16 protein-coding genes are annotated in these 18,838 nt (G+C 50.2%); 13 read left to right on the forward strand and 3 right to left on the reverse strand.

Going from position 1 to position 18,838, the window contains the following annotated elements; genetic code table 11:
• The first annotated feature begins 107 nt into the window (after positions 1 to 107).
• On the forward strand, positions 108 to 1,691 hold the full coding sequence (locus ACFX4O_RS15670) for a GDSL-type esterase/lipase family protein (RefSeq protein WP_380211598.1): 1,584 nt from the start codon (positions 108 to 110) through the stop codon (positions 1,689 to 1,691).
• 10 nt (positions 1,692 to 1,701) lie between these two features.
• Positions 1,702 to 2,778, forward strand: a complete 1,077-nt coding sequence (locus ACFX4O_RS15675; protein ID WP_380211600.1) for a pectinesterase family protein — start codon at positions 1,702 to 1,704, stop codon at positions 2,776 to 2,778.
• Positions 2,779 to 2,816: 38 nt separating this feature from the next.
• Here the strand turns inward: ACFX4O_RS15675 and ACFX4O_RS15680 are convergent, their stop codons facing one another.
• A complete protein-coding gene (locus ACFX4O_RS15680) occupies positions 2,817 to 3,404 on the reverse strand; it encodes a flavin reductase family protein (RefSeq protein ID WP_380211602.1) in 588 nt (195 codons plus the stop codon).
• Positions 3,405 to 3,615: 211 nt separating this feature from the next.
• Between ACFX4O_RS15680 and ACFX4O_RS15685 the strand changes: the two genes are divergently transcribed.
• Genes ACFX4O_RS15685 through ACFX4O_RS15695 form a run of 3 tightly spaced genes read left to right on the forward strand, consistent with a single transcriptional unit; the run spans position 3,616 to position 4,677 of the window.
• The gene (locus ACFX4O_RS15685) at positions 3,616 to 3,948 is read left to right on the forward strand and encodes a DUF1971 domain-containing protein (RefSeq protein ID WP_380211603.1); all 333 of its coding nucleotides are present in this window, start codon (positions 3,616 to 3,618) and stop codon (positions 3,946 to 3,948) included.
• 10 nt (positions 3,949 to 3,958) lie between these two features.
• On the forward strand, positions 3,959 to 4,297 hold the full coding sequence (locus ACFX4O_RS15690; protein WP_380211605.1) for a DUF1869 domain-containing protein: 339 nt from the start codon (positions 3,959 to 3,961) through the stop codon (positions 4,295 to 4,297).
• Positions 4,298 to 4,320: 23 nt separating this feature from the next.
• Positions 4,321 to 4,677 (forward strand): DUF1971 domain-containing protein, encoded by a 357-nt coding sequence (locus ACFX4O_RS15695; RefSeq protein ID WP_380211607.1) that lies wholly within the window; start codon positions 4,321 to 4,323, stop codon positions 4,675 to 4,677.
• Between the two features lie 31 nt (positions 4,678 to 4,708).
• On the opposite strand, the gene ACFX4O_RS15700 is transcribed toward ACFX4O_RS15695, so the two are convergent.
• Positions 4,709 to 5,581 (reverse strand): LysR family transcriptional regulator, encoded by an 873-nt coding sequence (locus tag ACFX4O_RS15700; RefSeq protein WP_380211608.1) that lies wholly within the window; start codon positions 5,579 to 5,581, stop codon positions 4,709 to 4,711.
• Between the two features lie 107 nt (positions 5,582 to 5,688).
• On the opposite strand from ACFX4O_RS15700, the gene budA reads away from it, so the two are divergent.
• The 4 genes from budA to ACFX4O_RS15720 all read left to right on the forward strand — a co-directional run bounded on the left by budA (position 5,689) and on the right by ACFX4O_RS15720 (position 9,856).
• A complete protein-coding gene (gene budA / locus ACFX4O_RS15705; protein ID WP_380211610.1) occupies positions 5,689 to 6,468 on the forward strand; it encodes an acetolactate decarboxylase in 780 nt (259 codons plus the stop codon).
• 22 nt (positions 6,469 to 6,490) lie between these two features.
• A complete protein-coding gene (gene alsS, locus ACFX4O_RS15710) occupies positions 6,491 to 8,170 on the forward strand; it encodes an acetolactate synthase AlsS (protein WP_380211626.1) in 1,680 nt (559 codons plus the stop codon).
• 16 nt (positions 8,171 to 8,186) lie between these two features.
• Positions 8,187 to 8,957: a (S)-acetoin forming diacetyl reductase gene (locus ACFX4O_RS15715; RefSeq protein ID WP_131407892.1), complete on the forward strand. Its 771-nt coding sequence runs from the start codon at positions 8,187 to 8,189 to the stop codon at positions 8,955 to 8,957.
• 131 nt (positions 8,958 to 9,088) lie between these two features.
• Positions 9,089 to 9,856 (forward strand): class I SAM-dependent methyltransferase, encoded by a 768-nt coding sequence (locus ACFX4O_RS15720; protein WP_380211612.1) that lies wholly within the window; start codon positions 9,089 to 9,091, stop codon positions 9,854 to 9,856.
• Positions 9,857 to 9,860: 4 nt separating this feature from the next.
• On the opposite strand, the gene ACFX4O_RS15725 is transcribed toward ACFX4O_RS15720, so the two are convergent.
• Positions 9,861 to 10,553 (reverse strand): class I SAM-dependent methyltransferase, encoded by a 693-nt coding sequence (locus tag ACFX4O_RS15725; protein ID WP_380211614.1) that lies wholly within the window; start codon positions 10,551 to 10,553, stop codon positions 9,861 to 9,863.
• Positions 10,554 to 10,718: 165 nt separating this feature from the next.
• On the opposite strand from ACFX4O_RS15725, the gene ACFX4O_RS15730 reads away from it, so the two are divergent.
• From ACFX4O_RS15730 to ACFX4O_RS15745, 4 genes are all read left to right on the forward strand, one after another.
• Complete coding sequence (locus ACFX4O_RS15730; RefSeq protein ID WP_017457522.1) at positions 10,719 to 10,886, forward strand: hypothetical protein; 168 nt, start codon at positions 10,719 to 10,721, stop codon at positions 10,884 to 10,886.
• A 425-nt stretch (positions 10,887 to 11,311) separates the two neighbouring features.
• Complete coding sequence (locus ACFX4O_RS15735; protein WP_380211616.1) at positions 11,312 to 12,868, forward strand: MFS transporter; 1,557 nt, start codon at positions 11,312 to 11,314, stop codon at positions 12,866 to 12,868.
• 452 nt (positions 12,869 to 13,320) lie between these two features.
• On the forward strand, positions 13,321 to 14,352 hold the full coding sequence (pstS, locus tag ACFX4O_RS15740; RefSeq protein ID WP_380211628.1) for a phosphate ABC transporter substrate-binding protein PstS: 1,032 nt from the start codon (positions 13,321 to 13,323) through the stop codon (positions 14,350 to 14,352).
• A gap of 688 nt (positions 14,353 to 15,040) precedes the next feature.
• On the forward strand, positions 15,041 to 18,805 hold the full coding sequence (locus ACFX4O_RS15745; protein ID WP_380211618.1) for a filamentous hemagglutinin N-terminal domain-containing protein: 3,765 nt from the start codon (positions 15,041 to 15,043) through the stop codon (positions 18,803 to 18,805).
• Positions 18,806 to 18,838: the final 33 nt, after the last annotated feature.

Below are 18,838 nucleotides of genomic sequence, written 5' to 3' on the forward strand. Positions count from 1 at the left end.
CTTGTAATACCTGCTGGCATTCACTCTTGGCCACATTTTCCAGAAACAGAAACGCGCGATTACACCGGTGCAGCCTGCCGGGAGAACCTGTTTCAGGAGAATGACCCATGCAATACCCTCTGGGACTTAGTGTGTTGTTTTGTTGCCTGCCAGTGATGGCGAATGCGGCAACGATACTTGAAGGCGCGGTTTTTGCCGACGCGCCGCTGGCGGGTGCTGCGGTAACGGTGACCGACAGTTCCGGCAAACGCCTCACCACCAAAACGCGCAGCGACGGACGCTACTCTCTGGCTGTTGATTCGCTTACACCGCCGTTAACCCTTTCCACCATCCAAAGCACGGGAACCGCGCAGTCATGTTTGCGAAGCGATGAGCCGCGTGCGCGCTGCATGGCCTCTTTGCTAATTACGCTGCAAAAAGAGCGCCGCAATACCGCTAACATCACCCCTTTTACCGACAGACTGGTTTCCGAAGTCGCCAGCCAGTTGGGCTATATCGGCCCACAGCAATGGGTCGAGCGCGGTAATAACAGCAAGCTGAATGCCGGTTTACTGACCGAGCCGCTGGCGAACTTTCGTCATGGCATGGCCGAGGCGTTGCGTTTGTCTGGCCTGGATGCGAAAACCGCCGATCCGGTGCAGACGCCCATTCGTACCGGCAATGGTATGGCGCGGATCCTGTCGGTGATTAATCACAACCGAAACTATGACAACAACAGCGGCGAGGCGGGTGATGCGGTGCTGACCGACAGTGCCTTTCGCCCGATTGTCGGTTTACAGAACAGCGGGCCGTGGGAACCTTTAGATTTGCCGCGAGCACTGCGCGATCGCCAGGCCATTAGCAGCGCGAAAACGCGCATTTTGTTGGTCAGCGACTCCACCGCCGCCACGTATGAAGTCGCCCGTTTACCGCGCATGGGGTGGGGGCAGGTTTTTCAGCCGTTTTTCCGCGCCGATAGTAGCGTAGTGGTGCTTAACGGCGCTCGTTCCGGTCGCTCCAGCCGGGATTTCTACAATGAAGGCTGGTACCAGCAAATGGCGCGTGATTTGCGCCCTGGTGACTATGTCTTTATCGCCCACGGTCATAACGATCAAAACTGCGATGGTGACAAAGCGGTGCGCGGTGCGGCGGACGTGAAAAACCTTTGCAGCTATCCCAATGATGCCAGCGGTAATCCGCAGTTTCCGCCAGGGGAACCGTTGTTGTCGTTCCAGCACTCGCTGGAGCGCTATATCACGCTGGCGCGAGCAGCGGGCGCCACGCCGGTACTGTTTACGCCGACCACGCGGGTAAAAAATCGCGCCGGGAAAACGGCCTTTCAGCAGGGCGCCGACGATGTGGTGGTCAGCAGTCATTATACGGTGAAAAAGCCCGGTTACCGCTTTGCCGGGAACTACATCGACACCATCAAACAGACCGCCCAACGCAACCATGTACCGCTTATCGATCTGGAAAAAGCGACCATTGATTTCGCCAATGCGCATGCCAGCGACTGGATGGATTACTGGCTGGCCGTGGATACCAACGACCCGCGCTATCCCTGGTATAAAACGCAAACCTCTGGTATTCGCAGCAACCCAGATACCACCCATTTCCAGCAAAAAGGTGCCGAAGCTGTTGCTTCGATAGTTGCTGAGCAGATCCGTAACACACCTGAATTGACCACGCTTGCTGACAAATTAAAACCCTAAGGAGAGACCGATGAAAACACTGCATTATTCCGCGCTGTTGCTGGCTTGTATCAGCATTTCCGCTCAGGCGAGTGAGTGGAATGCCGTTGTCTCCACCGCGCCGAAAGCCGGTGAGTTTGCCACCATTAGCCAGGCGCTGGCCGCCGCGCCTGAAAGCGGCACGCCGTGGCGGATTCTGGTCAAAGAAGGGCGCTGGAATGAACGGTTGGTGATTGAAAAACCGGTCACGCTGGTGGGGCAATCCAAAGATCAAACGCAGATTGAAGCGAATACGCCCGCGGGTGCATTAGGCAGCGACGGGCAAAAGCTCGGCACCGGGCGCACCAGCACGGTAGAAGTGCGTGTATCGGGCGTGACCATTGAGAACCTGACCATTCGCAATAGCTTTGATTTCCCGGCTAATGCCGCGTTGCCGGATGGCGATGCGAAAAAGCTGAAAGACACGCAGGCGGTGGCGCTGATGGTGTCAGAAAATGTCGATAAAGCGCGTTTCCGCCATGTCCGGCTTGAAGGTTACCAGGACACGTTTTACAGCAAGAGCGGGAGCCGCAGTTATTTCACCGACTGCGAAGTGAGCGGGCACGTCGATTTTATCTTTGGCCCCGGCATTGCGGTGTTTGACCGCTGCGAGATTATCGCCCGTAACCGCAATGATATTGCCCCGCCGTATGGCTACATCACCGCACCAGCGAGGCAGGCGGATGAGAAGTTTGGCTTGTTGATCATCAACAGCAAGCTCAGCAAAGAAGCGGGCGTTCCGGCGAAAAGTTTCGCGCTGGGTCGCCCGTGGCACCCGACAACACAGTTCAGCGACGGGCGCTATGCCGATCCAAACGCCATTGGTCTTGCTGCGTTTATCAACTGTGAGATCGACGACCATATTTACGGCTGGGATAAAATGTCCGGCAAAGATAAAGCCGGGGAGAAAATCTGGTTCTATCCGGAAGATAGCCGTTTTTATGAGTTTGATAACCGTGGTCCGGGCGCAGGGCAAGGCGGTGAAAAATATCAGTTAAGCAAGGCGGATGCCGGGCAATACAATCTGGCGGCGATTTTCAGCGGCTGGGATAAAGCGTTGCTGGAGTAAAGGATTATGCCCCCGTGAGCGGGGGCAATTTATGAGGATCAGTTGCCGTATTTCACGTTAAACCCGAGCGTATCGCCAACGGTAGTGTATTCACGGAAATTGAAAATCAGCGGTTTCCATTTGCTTGAATCAACAATGCCATTTTCATTTAACAGCGCGTTTTCAACCCATAAGTTCACGATATCCAGCTCAGCCAGCATAAAACGGCCTTTATCGCTGGTGGAGACTAAACGGCATTCGGCCTGGATTGGACACTCCGCGACGCGCGGCGGTGCAACATCGACAGAGGCTTCTGTGTGTAACCCGGCTTTGGCAAATTTATCGTGGCAGATTTCTACGCCCCATTTGGTCTGGTTTTCCGACAAGGTATCGCCGCCGGTAAGTTTGCCAATTTGCTCCACTTTTTCCCAAAGTGTGTGATCGGGAATATTGATAACGGCGTCGGAACCGGCCAATAAATTATGGTAAGTTTTACCGCCTTTACTGATGCCAATAATCAGTTTCTCTCCCAGAGAAATAGAGGATGATGCCGCTGAAACATTCGTGTTGCCGTCTTTGTCTTGTGTGGTGACTAAAAAAACCGGAAAGCCATAATAAAAAGAATTGAGTTTTGATTTGTTTTTCATTGTGCATTAACCCTACGTTATAAATAATTTCCCCCCATTTTTCTCTCTTCGATATGTATTTTACAATAACCCTTTTTGAGTAATAAAAAGCGTCGTGAAATAGCCACTAAAAAAAGTAGTCCACAAATTATAAAACAGGTATATCATATGCAACAAATGCTTTTCCCCCTCCCGGCAAACCTGCTTTGCTGAGACACAAAGAGGATGAAACATGCAACGTATTGCGATACCCGCGAACTATGTTCACACCCGCTCAACGCCGTTCTGGACCAAAGAAACCGCCCCGGCGTCCATCTGGAAGCGCCATCTCGACGCCGGAACACGCCAGGGTGTTTACCCGCGTTTGAGTGTGCTGCAAGGGGCGATCCGTTATTACAGTTACGCCGATGAAACCAGCCCGCAACCGGTCGAGACGTTAACGATTAATGCCGGTGAATTTGGCGTTTTTCCGCCGGAAAAATGGCACAACATTGAAGCATTAAGCGACGATACAATATTTAGCGTCGATTTCTATGTTGACCCGAAAATTTTGATTGAAGGCTGAGGTAATTCTGATGACAACTGAAAATAAAGGTTATTCTTTAGCAGTTTCTAACCGTGCGAACAATGAAACGCAAGAAAAGGTCTATCTCAAGCCAATGTCGTTATATGTCCCTGATGTTGCCGCGCAGGCGGTTTCGGAACTGATTGCCAGCCTGGCTGGTGCCAAAGAAAGTTCCAGTGAGTTTATTCTGACGGTGACCAACAATAATAACGGTGTTTCTGTGGATAAAGAGTTTTCCTGTCTTAATGAACTGAAAGATCCGCTTAATGCCGCAGACGCGGTGAAAGAGTTGATTAATATTGTCCGGGGCTATGAATCGGACGAAGAAACTAACGTGTGCGGCTGGTAATCGAAGCGGCCGTAGGAGGTTTTATGGCGCATCAAATTCCTGTTCATTTCCGTCATACCCGATCAACACCTTTCTGGACGAAAGAGACGGTTCCACAGGCGCTGCTCACTCATCACAACACCAAAAAAGGTGTCTATGGCCGTTTATCGGTGATGCAGGGGGCGGTGAAATACGTTGGTTTTGCCAGTGAGCACCACACCACGCCGGAAGTGGAAGTGGTGATTGAAGCCGGGCATTTTGGCATTAGCCCGCCGCAATACTGGCACCATATTGAACTGCTAACCGATGATACCTACTTCAATATCGATTTCTTTGCCGACCCGGACGAAGCGCTGGAAGGGAAGGGGATTGGCCAGGTGGTGAATACCCATCGTACCTAAACATTTCACGCCCGCTTTGCGGCGGGCGTTTTTAAAAGTTCTCAATAAACCGTTTTACAGCAGGCGAGCGCTCGAACTTGCGCCACGCCAGCGCTACATCCGTTTTTAATATCTGTTCCGGCATCCGGTGAAATGTCACTTGCGGGTGGCTGAAACAGGCCATGGATTGCGGAACGATGGCAAAACCGAAACCGGCGGCCACCATGCTCAGCGAAGAGGAGAACTGCGAGGCTTGCTGTTGGTTTTCCATATCAATACCCGCGCGCAAGCAGGCGTTGTACACCAGTTCGTACAGGCCCGGCGCGACCTGCTGGGGGAAAATAATCAGCGGCGTTTGCTGCAATTCGTTAAGCGAGATATCCGTTTTCGCGGAAAGTGGATGCGAGCGGTGTAACGCCAGGACCATCGGCTCTTCGTCGATCAATTTCAGGTTGAACATTTTGCTGTTCTCACACGGCAGGCGCACAAAGGCAACGTCAATCAGCCCCTCTTCCAACTCCTGCATTAACGTCGCCATATTGTCCTCTTTTTGATATAGCGCCACCTGCGGATAGCGTTGCTGAAACTGGCGAAGCGATGAAAAAATTTGCGTGTGAAACGCATTGGAGCTGGTCACGCCAAGGTACAATTTTCCATTAATCCCCCGCGCTATCCCTTTCGCTTTTTCCATTGCCGCATCGCTCAACGCGATGATTTGGCAGGCATCTTCATAAAACGCTTCGCCCGCTTCGGTTAGCTCAACACCGCGAGTTTGCCGGTAAAAAAGCGGAGTACCCACTTCCCGCTCAAGACGGCGAATTTGCTGGCTTAGCGGTGGTTGTGACATCCCCAGCATTTCAGCGGCTCGCGTGAAATGTTGCGTCTGCGCAACGGCGACAAAATAGCGTAGATAACGGAGTTCCATATTAAAAACATCTCAAACCCTGATGCTTTGTATATTGGAATCTCTCGCTGAAACGAGTCAATAATTTATCAGCTTTTCTAAACGACTGCTCAGCGAGGTAAAGGATAATGAGTCATGTAACCGGTTGTTCTTGCGAGGAAAGTCTACGGGAAACATTTCGTGCTTTTTCAAAAACCCGTCCAGAATGTGTGATATATCAAACATCGCTAATGAGTGCGCTATTAACTGGTGTTTATGAAGGAAATACCACGATTGAGGATTTACTCAATCACGGCGACTTTGGGCTCGGCACATTTAACGAGCTGGATGGCGAGTTAATTGCGTTCAATAGTGAGGTTTACCAACTGCGTGCTGATGGCAGCGCACGGGAAGCCAACCCACAGCAAAAAACCCCCTTCGCGGTAATGACTTGGTTCAAACCAGAGCATGAATTTCAGCTGGATAAACCGACCAGCCGCCAACAACTGCACGACATTATCGATAAGACGATCCCCTCCGATAACGTCTTTTGCGCCCTGCGTATTGATGGCCATTTTCGTCATGCGCACACACGCACTGTTCCGCGCCAGACGCCGCCTTATCGCGCCATGACTGACGTGCTTGACGACCAACCCGTGTTTCGTTTCAACGGACGTGATGGCGTGCTGGTTGGGTTCCGCACACCACAGCATATGCAGGGGATCAACGTGGCGGGCTACCACGAACACTTTATTACGGACGACCGTCATGGCGGCGGACACTTGCTGGATTACCAACTCGAAAGCGGCACGCTGACGTTTGGTGAAATCCACCATTTGATGATTGACCTGCCTGCAGATGCTGCGTTTCTCAACGCTGATTTACACCCGGATAACCTGGACGCCGCCATTCGTTCCGTCGAGAACTGATAAACATTTAAAGGAGTAAATGATGAGTAAAGAGAGCCGTACACACCAGTGGGCGCATGGCGCCGATATGGTGGTAAAACAACTGGAAGCACAGGGCGTGAAACATGTGTTTGGCATTCCCGGTGCCAAAATCGACAAAGTGTTTGATTCACTTATTGATTCAACCATTCAAACGATTCCAGTGCGTCACGAAGCTAACGCGGCATTTATGGCGGCAGCCGTCGGGCGCATCACCGGTAAAGCGGGTGTAGCGCTGGTCACGTCCGGCCCCGGTTGTTCCAACCTGATAACCGGTATGGCGACCGCCAACAGCGAAGGCGACCCGGTAGTGGCGTTGGGCGGAGCCGTGAAAAGGGCGGATAAAGCCAAGCTGGTGCATCAGAGCATGGATACGGTGGCAATGTTCAACCCCGTCACTAAGTATGCGGTAGAGATAACCTCATCCGACGCGATCGCTGAAGTGGTATCCAATGCTTTCCGCGCCGCTGAGCAAGGTCGGCCGGGCAGTGCGTTTGTCAGTTTGCCGCAAGATATTGCCGACCAACCCGCGAGCGGCAATATCTTGCCCGCCAGCGGTGTGCCGCAGTTAGGTGCCGCACCGGATGCGGCGATTGATGAGGTGGCGAAACTTATCGCGCAGGCGCAAAACCCGGTGTTTTTGCTCGGGCTGATGGCAAGCCGTGAGGAGAATATTTTGGCGCTGCATCAGTTACTGGAAAAAAGCCATATTCCGGTCACCAGCACGTATCAGGCGGCGGGCGCGGTTAATCAGCAGCATTTCACCCGCTTTGCCGGGCGCGTGGGGTTATTTAATAACCAGGCCGGGGATCGGCTGCTGCACCTGGCGGATCTGATTATCTGTATTGGTTACAGCCCGGTGGAATATGAACCATCGATGTGGAACACCGGTGACGCGAAACTGGTACATATCGACGTTCTACCCGCTTATGAAGAGCGCAATTACGTGCCGGATTGCGAACTGGTTGGCGACATTGCCAGCACGCTCGACAAACTGGCAGCGAAAATCGAAAAACCGCTGATCCTCACGCCGCGTGCCTCCGAGATCCTGATTGAGCGCCGCAACCAGCGAGAACTGCTCAGCCGTAAGGGGGCGCAGCTCAGCCAGTTCGCCATTCACCCGTTGCGCATTGTGCGGGCGATGCAGGACATCGTGAATAACGATGTCACACTGACGGTTGATATGGGTAGTTTCCATATTTGGATTGCGCGCTATCTCTATAGCTTCCGCGCCCGCCAGGTGATGATTTCCAACGGCCAGCAAACCATGGGTGTCGCGCTGCCGTGGGCGATTGGTGCCTGGCTGGTCAACCCAGGCCGCAAAGTGGTGTCGGTTTCCGGCGATGGTGGTTTTTTGCAATCGAGCATGGAACTGGAAACCGCTGTGCGCCTCGGGGCGAATGTGCTGCATATCATCTGGGTGGATAACGCCTACAACATGGTGGCCATTCAGGAAGAGAAAAAATACCAGCGCCTTTCTGGCGTGAATTTTGGCCCGGTCGATTTTAAAGCCTATGCCGAAGCGTTTGGTGCCAAAGGTTTCGCTGTTGAAAGTACGGCAGAACTGGAGCCAACGCTGCGTGCGGCAATGGATACGGACGGCCCGGCGGTGGTCGCCATCCCGGTTGATTACAGCGATAACCCTCTGCTGATGGGCCAGCTCAACCTTAACCAGATTCTTTGAAAACCAAGGAGATATGATGAAAAAAGTTGCATTCGTAACCGGTGCGGGTCAGGGCATTGGTAAAGCCATTGCGTTGCGTCTGGCGAAAGATGGCTTTGCGGTGGCTGTTGCCGATTACAACGCCACAACGGCGAAAGCGGTGGCCGACGAAATTAATAACCACAATGGCAGCGCGATTGCGGTGACGGTAGATGTTTCTGACCGCGATAAAGTGTTTGCCGCGGTAGAGGAGGCCAGAACCGAACTGAACGGTTTCGACGTGATTGTAAATAACGCCGGTGTTGCACCTTCGACGCCGATTGAGTCCATCACGCCGGAAGTGGTGGATAAGGTTTATAACATCAACGTGAAAGGCGTGATTTGGGGTATCCAGGCGGCGGTAAAAGCCTTCAAAGCGGAAAAACACGGCGGCAAAATTATCAACGCCTGTTCACAAGCCGGACATGTCGGCAACCCGGAACTGGCCGTGTACAGCTCCAGCAAGTTCGCGGTGCGGGGGCTAACGCAAACAGCCGCGCGGGATCTCGCGCCGCTTGGTATTACCGTTAATGGCTACTGCCCCGGCATTGTGAAAACACCGATGTGGGCGGAAATAGACCGCCAGGTCTCGGAAGCCGCCGGTAAACCGTTGGGTTATGGCACGGAGCAGTTCGCTAAACGCATAACGCTTGGGCGTCTTTCGGAACCAGAAGATGTTGCCGCCTGCGTCTCTTATCTCGCCGGGCCGGATTCCGACTATATGACCGGGCAATCATTGCTGATCGACGGCGGTATGGTGTTTAACTAATTTTTTATGGCTCGGACACAGCCTTGCCCTTGCGAAAATGCAGGGGCTTTTTTGTTGATGAAAGCCATTCTCATCTCCACACCATTGTGATAAGTTTCATATTAAATGCATGTTATGGTGAGGGGAGTCCAATGGCCGACAGTGATAAAGCGGGGCATACCTTTTTGGCGAGCCTCGGGAAAAGGCGTTTGCGCCCTGGCGGGTTGGAAGCGACTGAATGGTTGTTTAGCCAGGCGCAGCTAAATAAGCAGAGCCGGGTGCTGGAAGTCGCCTGCAATATGGGCACCACCTCGATTGAACTGGTGCAGCGTTTTGGCTGTACGGTCGATGCCATCGACATGGATAAAAACGCGCTCGCACAGGCGCGCCAGAATGTGATTTCTGCCGGTCTCGACAGCAACATTCATCTTAGCGAAGCCAATGCGAATAAGCTGCCGTTCGACGATAACACTTTTGATGTGGTGATTAACGAAGCGATGCTGACCATGTACGTGGACAAAGCGAAAGCGAAACTCATCAGCGAGTATCATCGCGTGCTGAAACCCGGTGGCCGTTTACTCACACACGACATTATGTTTACGCGCAGCAGGCTGGCGACAAATAACCAGTCAAAACTGGAGCAGGTTGTAAAATCGAATGTCAGCCCGATGACAGAAGCGGCATGGAAAACACTCTTTATCGACAATGGCTTTGCCGCGGTAGATACGCGCCACGGGGCAATGTCGTTGATGTCGCCCGTTGGGCTTATCCGTGATGAAGGTTTCGCGCGGGCAGTGCGCATTGTTTTTAATGGCTTGCGCACTCGCGATAACCGGACGCGATTTCTGGGTATGTTCCGCTTTTTCCGCGCAAATCGCCGCCAGTTAAACTACATTGCCTGCTGTTCGCGCAAGGCGTAACGCGTCAGAGTTTGCGCGCCGTCCAGCCGTGGATCAGTAGCGACTGGAAAAAGTGCTGCGGCGGGGTAAAACCAGCCTGTTCAATCAGCGCTTCCGTGGTTTCTGCGGGCAACAACAGCAGGCGCTGAGACAGTTGCGCTTTGATTTCAGTTATATCGCGCGGTGCCTGGCTGGCGGTTTCATGCATGATTGCCCACACTTCAAGCTGTTCATCAAACGCCGGGCTGAGCATATCCCCGGCGATCTCCGCTGTGACCATACGCCCACCACGTTTTAACTGGCTCGCCATTTGTGAATAGATGCCATCGCGCTGCGGATGCTGAATGAAGTGAGTTACCAGCAGGCAGAGCACCGCATCAAAATCGCCGTTGGCGGGAAGCTCACTAAGGTAGCCTTCATGCAATGTGCAGCGGTTGGCAATGCCTGCCTGGTCGAGCTTTTGCTGGCAAACCTCCAGCATATCTGGCGAGGGATCAACGCCGGTAAAACGCCACTGCGGATGCTGCTGCGCAAGGCGAATGATTTCACTGCCGGTGCCGACACCAACACAAAGAATTCGCGCTTGTTGCGGTATTTTTTTCAGCAACAGAGAGATGAGCAAGTGCAGATTGTTGGCAATTTCGCCCAGCCGCTCATTGTAAGCATCGTACTGGCGGGAGAATTCGCTGTTAAAAATGTCGTTAGTATTCTGTGCCACGTTATCTCCTGGATTGTTGCTTTTCATGTAACTTACAATATTACATGAAGTGGGGTGGCGCAAGTCATATGCTTTTTTCGGCAAACCAGTGCAAAAATGATCGTTTTGGTTGTGGCGCGCTTTGCGTTTAACTGAGCGCGTTAACCTTTGCTGGAGAGCGTGCTGATGAAGACATTGCTGCAACAGTGGCTTAATCGCCTTACCCCGACGCTGCCATTACAGACGGACGCAGGGGAATATGATTCGGGGCGCCATGTGGCGCTGCTGATCCCGTTCGGCCTGCTTTATGGTCTTGATTATCATCCTTCTGTATGGATTTACGATGAAAAATGAGCGCTTCCATTTGGTGATGCGCTATAGCTACTGGAATGAGTTGTGCGCCGAAGCGTGAAACCCGTCTGATACCAGGCGGGTTTTTTTGTTTGTGCGGCGCAGGGTTTTCCTGGCTTCACAACTGCCGTTTTTTAACTGTTCTTTCGATCTCATTTCTCACTTTTTTTGAATTTACGAAGGCGATTTTTTCTGACGTATGTCTGAAGTCACATTTTCGACAATGATACTTGTATGGTAGTAGACATAAATTCCACAAGGGATATAACGTGAAGGCTGTGATGTTTTCCGGTGACAACAGGCGTCCGTTATTAACGGCGCCGGTTCTGGCACGAATAATTCTCTTATGGAGTTTTTATGTCCATGATAAATAAACAACAATCACAGCTTAAGATGCTAATAAAGCTGGGTAATTGCGGGGGCTGGCTATGACCCGTAAAAACCGAAAAGTGACGATTCCCGTCAGCATTGGCTATGGCATGACGGACATAATGGGCGGTGGTGCTTTTACGGTAATTGGTGCCTGGCTGCTGTTTTATTACACCACGTTTGTCGGATTATCACCGATTCAGGCGGCGTCCATTGTCGCGATTGCAAGGATTGTAGATGCTATCGTGAGTCTGTTTATGGGCAGTTTTACCGATCACTTTTATAAGAGTGTTTTAGGCAAGAAATTCGGCCGCCGTCGTTTCTTTTTACTTATCGGCGCGCCGCTGATGCTGGTTTATATTCTGTTATGGCTTAATGGCATGAATTTTTGGTTTTATCTTGCCGTGTACCTGGCTTTTGAAATCATTGCTGCCATGGTTTTAATCCCGTGGGAAACATTACCATCGGAAATGACCAAAGATTTTAACGATCGCACCAAGCTTTCTACTTGCCGCATGTTTCTTTCTGCTTCCGGTACGTTTCTCGCGACCTTTATCCCCGGTGTGCTAATTGGCTGGCTGGGTGAAAAAAACGCCGATGCTTATTTGATTAACGGTGTTGTTTTCGCTGTATTGTTTATGGTCTGTGTATTTATTTCCTGGAAAGTAAGCTGGGAGCGTGAAATAACAGCGGAAATGATGCAGGAGATGGAAAAAACGCGTCAAACCGGCAATGCGGCGCAAACGCTCACCAGCGTAATCAAGTTATTTAAGGATTATGCCTCGACGCTGAAAATACGTGCGTTTCGCAAGCATCTGGCTATTTATCTTTTTTCTTTCACGGCGAAAGACATTTATAACACAGTGTTTGTCTTTTTCTGTGTCTATTGCTTGCATGTCTCCTCTTCACTGGCGGGAACCTTGCTGTCGATGAGCATTGTCGGGCTGCCGGTAACACTCGTCGCGGGCTTCGCCATTATCAAATACGGCCCATCCCGGCTTTATGTTTTTGCCTACAGCATGATGCTGCTGTGCCTGGGCGGATTCTTCCTGGTGTACCAATTCCCCACGGAAAACAAAGTGCTGCTGCTGGTGATCCTTGCTGGGTTTTACCAGGTTGGGCGCTGCGTTCTGGAATTCACGCCGTGGAACGTGTTCCCGTTTATTCCGGACATTGACGAAATGGTTACGCGCCAGCGCCGTGAAGGCCTATTTGCCGCCGTGATGACGTTTTCGCGCAAAACCACGGTAGCAATTGCGACGTTTGCTGTGGGGTTGTTATTGCAGAGCGGTGGCTTTGTGAAAGGCAGCCTGCAGCAGCCTCAGGAAGCAATCACTACCATTGTGATGCTGCTGTTTATCGGCACTGCCGGGCTTCTGCTGGTGGCTATGTGGCAAGCGCTGACCTTCCATCTCAATAAGCGTACGCACCGTATTTTTGTTGATGAGCTTGACCGCCTGAAAGCCAACGGAAATAAACAGAGTGTGACGCCAGAAGCGCGTAAGGTTGTCGAAGATTTGACAGGTTACCGTTACGACACGCTTTGGTCTGACGCAGCGGTGGACAGTACGGTGATAACAACTGCCGGATTAAGTAAAAGTTATATGCCGAAATAGGATTAATTATCCGGTATATATCATGCTGAGGTTTTTAAAAACTGATTGGCTATTTTTCAATGACATTCATTGATGAAAGAATACCGTTTCGAGTTTGCAGGATAATCTTTATCCGGGTAATTTCGCGGACGGAAAAAATAGCTTACATAATGTTGCACATCTGTCATATGAGGGCTGCGGTTTTCGTGTTTAATAGCCGTGGCTACTGTAACTTAGTGCGCTCCTTCAGAGCGTGCAGAGTTGCAAATTTTAACCGTTAGGTTAATTCATCTTTTTTTAGGTTTGCTTAGACCTCCAGATTACGATCCGGAGGTCTTTTTTTTGCTTGTTGTGCTGGCATTTTTTATTTTTCACGGCTGACACAAAATTGTCATAAATTCGCTCTATGCTGCCCTGGCTCTTAATATTATTCAAAAATTTAATCACTATTTCGATTCGGAGAGACTATGGCAATGCTTAATGCGTCAGTTCGCCTGATGGCTGCTGCTCTTGCACTTTCGACGACTACTGTTTTCGCGGCAACGAATGTGACGGGTGCTGGTGGTACTTTCCCGGCGCCTGTGTATGCAAAATGGGCAGCTGAATACCAGAAACAGACGGGATCTCAGGTGAACTACCAGGGGATTGGTTCTTCCGGTGGCATCAAACAGATTATTGCGAAAACCGTTGATTTCGGCGCATCCGATGCCCCGATGAGTGATGATGATCTGGCGAAAAACGGCCTGTTCCAGTTTCCGACCGTTATTGGCGGCGTGGTGCTGGCGGTTAATATCCCAGGCGTAAAATCCGGTGAACTGACGCTGGACGGCAAAACCCTGGGTGATATCTACCTGGGTACCGTTAAAAAATGGAACGACCCGGAAATCACTAAACTGAACCCGAAAGTCAAACTGCCGGACACGAATATCAACGTGGTACGCCGCGCAGATGGTTCCGGCACCTCGTTTGTTTTCACCAGCTACTTATCTAAAGTGAATGCTGACTGGGCAAGCAAAGTGGGTAAAGGCTCAACGGTGAACTGGCCGGTTGGCTTAGGCGGTAAAGGTAACGATGGCGTTGCCGCGTTTGTACAGCGCCTGCCGGGCTCCATTGGCTATGTCGAATACGCCTACGCCAAACAGAACAACCTGACCTGGACAAAACTGTTTGACGCCGATGGCAAAGTCGTTGAGCCGTCGCAGCAGAGCTTCAGCAACAGCGCCAAAGGGGCTGACTGGAGCAAATCTTTCGCTCAGGATCTGACTTTCCAGAAAGGCAAAGATGCATGGCCGATTTCGTCCACTACCTTTATCCTGGTGTATAAAAAACAAGATGATGCGGCGAAAGGCGCCGAAGTGCTGAAATTCTTCGACTGGTCTTACAAAAATGGCAACACCATCGCTACCGATCTGGATTACGCGCCGCTGCCGGATTCTGTTACCGCTCAGGTTCGCGCTGCATGGAAAGCCAACGTACAGGACACTTCTGGTAAGTCGCTGTTCTAATCTCGCTATCTCTTAAAAATAAACCCGGTGCGCTACCGGGTTTTTTCGTTATTAACCTAAAGCTATTTTCTTACGCAGCGTATTTCTATTTTATTAAGTTGATCGGCGAATGATTATATTAAGGGGGTTAATAATATTGAATTCTGTTATATTGCCTTAAAAGATGATTCTGTGTCTATATTTCCACTTTCTTAATGCTTTTAAAGTAAATTTCAAATAATGCGCTTCGAGTGTTTATTTTTCACTCTTCAGGCCAGATGAATCATCTGATTTTCAAGTATGGCATATTGTTCTATTACTTAACCCCTGTTAGTTTTTAACCCGGTCTTGATTTATTCCCCGCTCGCGGGGCACTGCGATGTTCAATCCTGATGTTAATTCTTTCACAGGCTTTGTCAAAAAATCAGACGTCTCGTGAGGTGCCAGGTTTCAATTTTTTATTCTGAACCGATATGCCTGGTGAAGTTTACCGACAAATTCATTCGAATAAACAAAATCGATCCCAGGCTCAGGAAACAAGACTGAGAACGTTTTATTTCAAATTGGTTCTGAAGGTTAATTAAAGGGAAGCAAAAGCGTGATTAATTCGGAAAAGAAAGTCCAACGCCTTGTGAGAACTCAGCTGGCCCCGTTGACGGTAGCAATGATATTTGCATTACCTGCTGTTGCGCATTCCGCTGGTTTAAGTATGAAAAATGGCACGCTATATAATGCGAATGGTGTGCCGGTAGTCGATATTAATAAACCTAACAGCAATGGCTTGTCACATAACGTTTGGGACAACCTGAACGTCGATAAAAATGGCGTTATTTTTAATAACAGCGGTTCAGCATCCGATACAGTATTGGGTGGTACCATCCAGGGTAACAGCAATCTGACATCCGGATCGGCAAAAGTTATTCTCAATGAAGTTACCTCCAAAAATGCGTCGACGATCAATGGCATGATGGAAGTTGCGGGTGATAAAGCCGCGCTGATTATCGCCAACCCCAATGGTATTACGGTTAATGGTGGCGGGACGATTAATACCGATAAACTCACCCTGACCACCGGCACGCCAGATATTCAAAACGGCAAACTCGCGGGTTATTCCGTAAACGGTGGAACCATTAATATCAGCAAACTGGATAACGCCAGCCCAACTGAAATTTTGTCACGCAACGTAGTGCTCAGCGGGAAAGTTACAGCTGACGAACTGAATATTGTTGCGGGTAATAACTACGTTAATGCAGACGGCCAGGTGACCGGAACTGTCACTGCGTCAGGCTCGCGTAACAGCTATAGCGTTGACGTTGCGCAAGTTGGCGGAATGTACGCGAACAAAATTAACCTTATCAGTACCGAAAGCGGCGTGGGCGTGCGTAACCAGGGCGTTATTGCCGGTGGCACAGGCGGGATCAGCATTGATGCCAATGGTCAGCTATTGAACAATAATGCTCAGATTCAATCGATCGGTTCGACAAAAATTAATACCAACGGCAAATTGGATAATACAACGGGCGTTATTACGTCTGCGGGTGCTATTTATCTCGATACCAATAAGAACGCTATTGTTAATGCCCGTTCAGGTACGATTTCGACTACGGCAGATATCTACGTTAATAGCGGTGCGTTTGATAACACGAACGGCAAAATTGCCGCCAGTGGTGTGCTGGCTGTCGACACCAATAACAATACCTTTACCAACACCGGTAAAGGGAACGATGTCGGTATCGAAGCGGGTATTGTCACCTTAAAAACCGGTACGCTAAATAACAGTAACGGCCAGATCCATGGCGGCTATCTTGGGCTTGAGTCCGGCGCGATTAACAACAACAGCGGTATTCTGGAAACGTCAGGCGACATGGACATCGTCAGCCTTGGCAATGTCGACAACAACAAGGGCCTGATCCGCTCCGCCAGCGGTCATATCAACATACTGTCTGGTGGCACTATCAACAACGGCAGTACCAAAACAGCGGATACCGTCAGTTCCGATTCCTTAGGCATCGCAGCCGATACCGGTGTAGTAATCAACGCAAACAGCATCAATAACAGCGGTGGTCAGATCGCATCAAACGGCGATGTTTTGCTAAACAGCAAGGGCCTGGTCAATAACGATTCCGGCAATCTTCTTTCCAATAGTAAAGTAATTGTGAAGGGGGACTCCTATCGTAATGACTATGGTGGCATTGGCGGTAAGAAGGGCGTGGAGGTGTCGGTTAACGGCAACCTGAGCAACTATATTGGCGTTGTCAGTGCGGAAGAAGGTGATATCTCACTGAGTGCGAATGCAGTAGATACTCACGGTGGTTTCATGATGGGGCAAAATATCTCCATCGACGCGAAAGCAGGAGTAAACACCGCCAGATCACTGGTCTTAGCCAGTAAAAAGCTGACTATTCATGCGGGCGGGAATGTTGATAACCGTGATGGTAATCGCTTTGGCAATGACTTTGGCCTCTATTTCGGCATGCCGCAACAGACCGGTGGCTTGATCGGTAAAGGTGGCGTTGAGATTTCCGGGCAGAATATTTACAACAACAACAGCCGCATTATTGCTGAAAATGGGCCAATGAGCCTGCAAGCGAAAGGGAATATTGATAACACGCGTGCGCTGATGGTCAGCGGGGCCGATACCGCAATCAAAACTGGCGGGGCTTTCTACAATAACTACGCAACGATTTCCAGCGGAGGCAACCTCACACTCGATACCGTCTCCCTGGAAAACTACAGCAGCGGCACGCTTATCGATAATAACGCCACAGGATTTATCACCGCAGATAAAGATATCACGCTGAATGTGGACAACAATTTCACTAACTACGGCTGGATCAGTGGTACAGGCGCTGTGGCGCTGAATGTCGTGAAAGGGGCGTTTTATAACCGTAATACCATTGCGGCTGATAAGTCGCTTGCGATCGCTGCCCTGAACGGTATCGAGAACTTCAAAGATATCTCCGCCGGTGGCAGCCTGACGCTGGATACGCAACGTCATGTGACAAACAATAGCAACAGTAATATGGTCGGTAACGGGATTACTATTAACGCGGTAAACGACATTAATAACCGCGGCAATATTGTCAGCGATGGCGATATGAGTGTTGTGACCAAAGGTAATCTGTATAACTACCTCTATATGTTGGGCGGTGGTGATGTCTCTATTACTGCAAACAACGTTACCAATAATAATTCCCTTATTGAGGCAGGCGGTGATCTGACGATTAGCTCTAATAGTAATGTGGGTAATAATCGCGGCACGCTGCGTTCCCTGACTGGCGATGTAAATGTGGCGGCAAAAGGAACGGTTGATAACTATAGCGGCAAGATTACCTCTGCGGGCGATATCGGAATTAGCGGGAACTGGTTGCTCAATGACTATGGGCAGATTGCTGGCGCCAGTGATATTAACCTGATCCTGACCGGTAATTTCGATAGTTATAAAGGCTCGGTAACCTCTTTGCGAGGGGATATTACTCTGGTTGCCAACTCGGTGGATAACAACAACGGGTTAATCGCAGGTGAAAATATCTCCATTGACTCCAAATCAGGTGTCTATAACAACACGGCGCTGATTGCCGCGAATAAAACGCTTACCGTAAATGCTGTCGGCAATATTGAAAACAGAGACGGTAATAACTTCAGTTATTACAACGGCGAGTATTTTGGTGTCGAAGGTGATGTTGGTGGCATGGTTGGAAACGCGGGCGTCTCGCTTTCCGCTCAAAATATCTACAACACTAACAGCCGTATTCTGGCAGAAAACGGCCCGCTTAACGTGCTGTCCCGGGGCGTATTCGATAACACCCGCAGTATGCTGATGAGCGGAGCCAACGCCATCATTAAAGCGGCAGGTGTTTTCTATAATAACTATGCGATGACATATAGCGCAGGTAACCTCGACATCACTTCTGCTTACCTTGAGAACTACAGCAACGGTAAGTTGGAAGATGGAACGGCAACGGGGGTTATCGCTTCTGATAAGAACCTGAACCTGAGCGTGGATAATAGCACCACCAACTACGGCTGGATCAGCGGTAAAGGTGATGTCAATTTCAGCGTGTTGAAAGGTGTGCTGTATAACCGCAATACCATCGCCGCTAATAATGCGCTGGCGATTAATGCCCTGAACGGTATCGAGAACTTTAAAGATATCCTTGCTGGAACCCGCCTTACACTCACTACCCAGCGACACGTTGCCAACAACAGCAACAGCAATATGCTTGGGCAAAACATTGAGATTAATGCGGTAAAAGATATTAATAACCGAGGCAATATTGTCAGTGATTATGCATTAACCGTGAAAACAGACGGTAACGTGTATAACTACCTCAATATGCTGAGTTATGGCACCGCGAAAGTGAACGCAAATAAAGTCACGAACAGCGGTAAAGACGCGGTTCTGGGCGGTTTTTACGGCCTTGAGCTCGAAACGAATGCGATAACAAATACCGGAACCATTGTGGGTCTGTAAGTTGCAAAAAAAGGCAGCGGCAATTGCTGCTGC

Source organism: Kosakonia sp. YIM B13571, from assembly GCF_042788095.1.
GTDB classification, from domain to species: Bacteria; Pseudomonadota; Gammaproteobacteria; order Enterobacterales; family Enterobacteriaceae; genus Kosakonia; species Kosakonia quasisacchari.

What these genes read in the sequence shown, in the direction of transcription:
- ACFX4O_RS15670 (WP_380211598.1), top strand. Translation starts at nt 108, where the DNA reads ATGCAATACCCTCTGGGACTTAGTGTGTTGTTTTGTTGCCTGCCAGTG.
- ACFX4O_RS15675 (WP_380211600.1), top strand. Translation starts at nt 1,702, where the DNA reads ATGAAAACACTGCATTATTCCGCGCTGTTGCTGGCTTGTATCAGCATT.
- ACFX4O_RS15680 (WP_380211602.1), bottom strand. Translation starts at nt 3,404, where the DNA reads ATGAAAAACAAATCAAAACTCAATTCTTTTTATTATGGCTTTCCGGTT.
- ACFX4O_RS15685 (WP_380211603.1), top strand. Translation starts at nt 3,616, where the DNA reads ATGCAACGTATTGCGATACCCGCGAACTATGTTCACACCCGCTCAACG.
- ACFX4O_RS15690 (WP_380211605.1), top strand. Translation starts at nt 3,959, where the DNA reads ATGACAACTGAAAATAAAGGTTATTCTTTAGCAGTTTCTAACCGTGCG.
- ACFX4O_RS15695 (WP_380211607.1), top strand. Translation starts at nt 4,321, where the DNA reads ATGGCGCATCAAATTCCTGTTCATTTCCGTCATACCCGATCAACACCT.
- ACFX4O_RS15700 (WP_380211608.1), bottom strand. Translation starts at nt 5,581, where the DNA reads ATGGAACTCCGTTATCTACGCTATTTTGTCGCCGTTGCGCAGACGCAA.
- budA (WP_380211610.1), top strand. Translation starts at nt 5,689, where the DNA reads ATGAGTCATGTAACCGGTTGTTCTTGCGAGGAAAGTCTACGGGAAACA.
- alsS (WP_380211626.1), top strand. Translation starts at nt 6,491, where the DNA reads ATGAGTAAAGAGAGCCGTACACACCAGTGGGCGCATGGCGCCGATATG.
- ACFX4O_RS15715 (WP_131407892.1), top strand. Translation starts at nt 8,187, where the DNA reads ATGAAAAAAGTTGCATTCGTAACCGGTGCGGGTCAGGGCATTGGTAAA.
- ACFX4O_RS15720 (WP_380211612.1), top strand. Translation starts at nt 9,089, where the DNA reads ATGGCCGACAGTGATAAAGCGGGGCATACCTTTTTGGCGAGCCTCGGG.
- ACFX4O_RS15730 (WP_017457522.1), top strand. Translation starts at nt 10,719, where the DNA reads ATGAAGACATTGCTGCAACAGTGGCTTAATCGCCTTACCCCGACGCTG.
- ACFX4O_RS15735 (WP_380211616.1), top strand. Translation starts at nt 11,312, where the DNA reads ATGACCCGTAAAAACCGAAAAGTGACGATTCCCGTCAGCATTGGCTAT.
- pstS (WP_380211628.1), top strand. Translation starts at nt 13,321, where the DNA reads ATGCTTAATGCGTCAGTTCGCCTGATGGCTGCTGCTCTTGCACTTTCG.
- ACFX4O_RS15745 (WP_380211618.1), top strand. Translation starts at nt 15,041, where the DNA reads ATGAAAAATGGCACGCTATATAATGCGAATGGTGTGCCGGTAGTCGAT.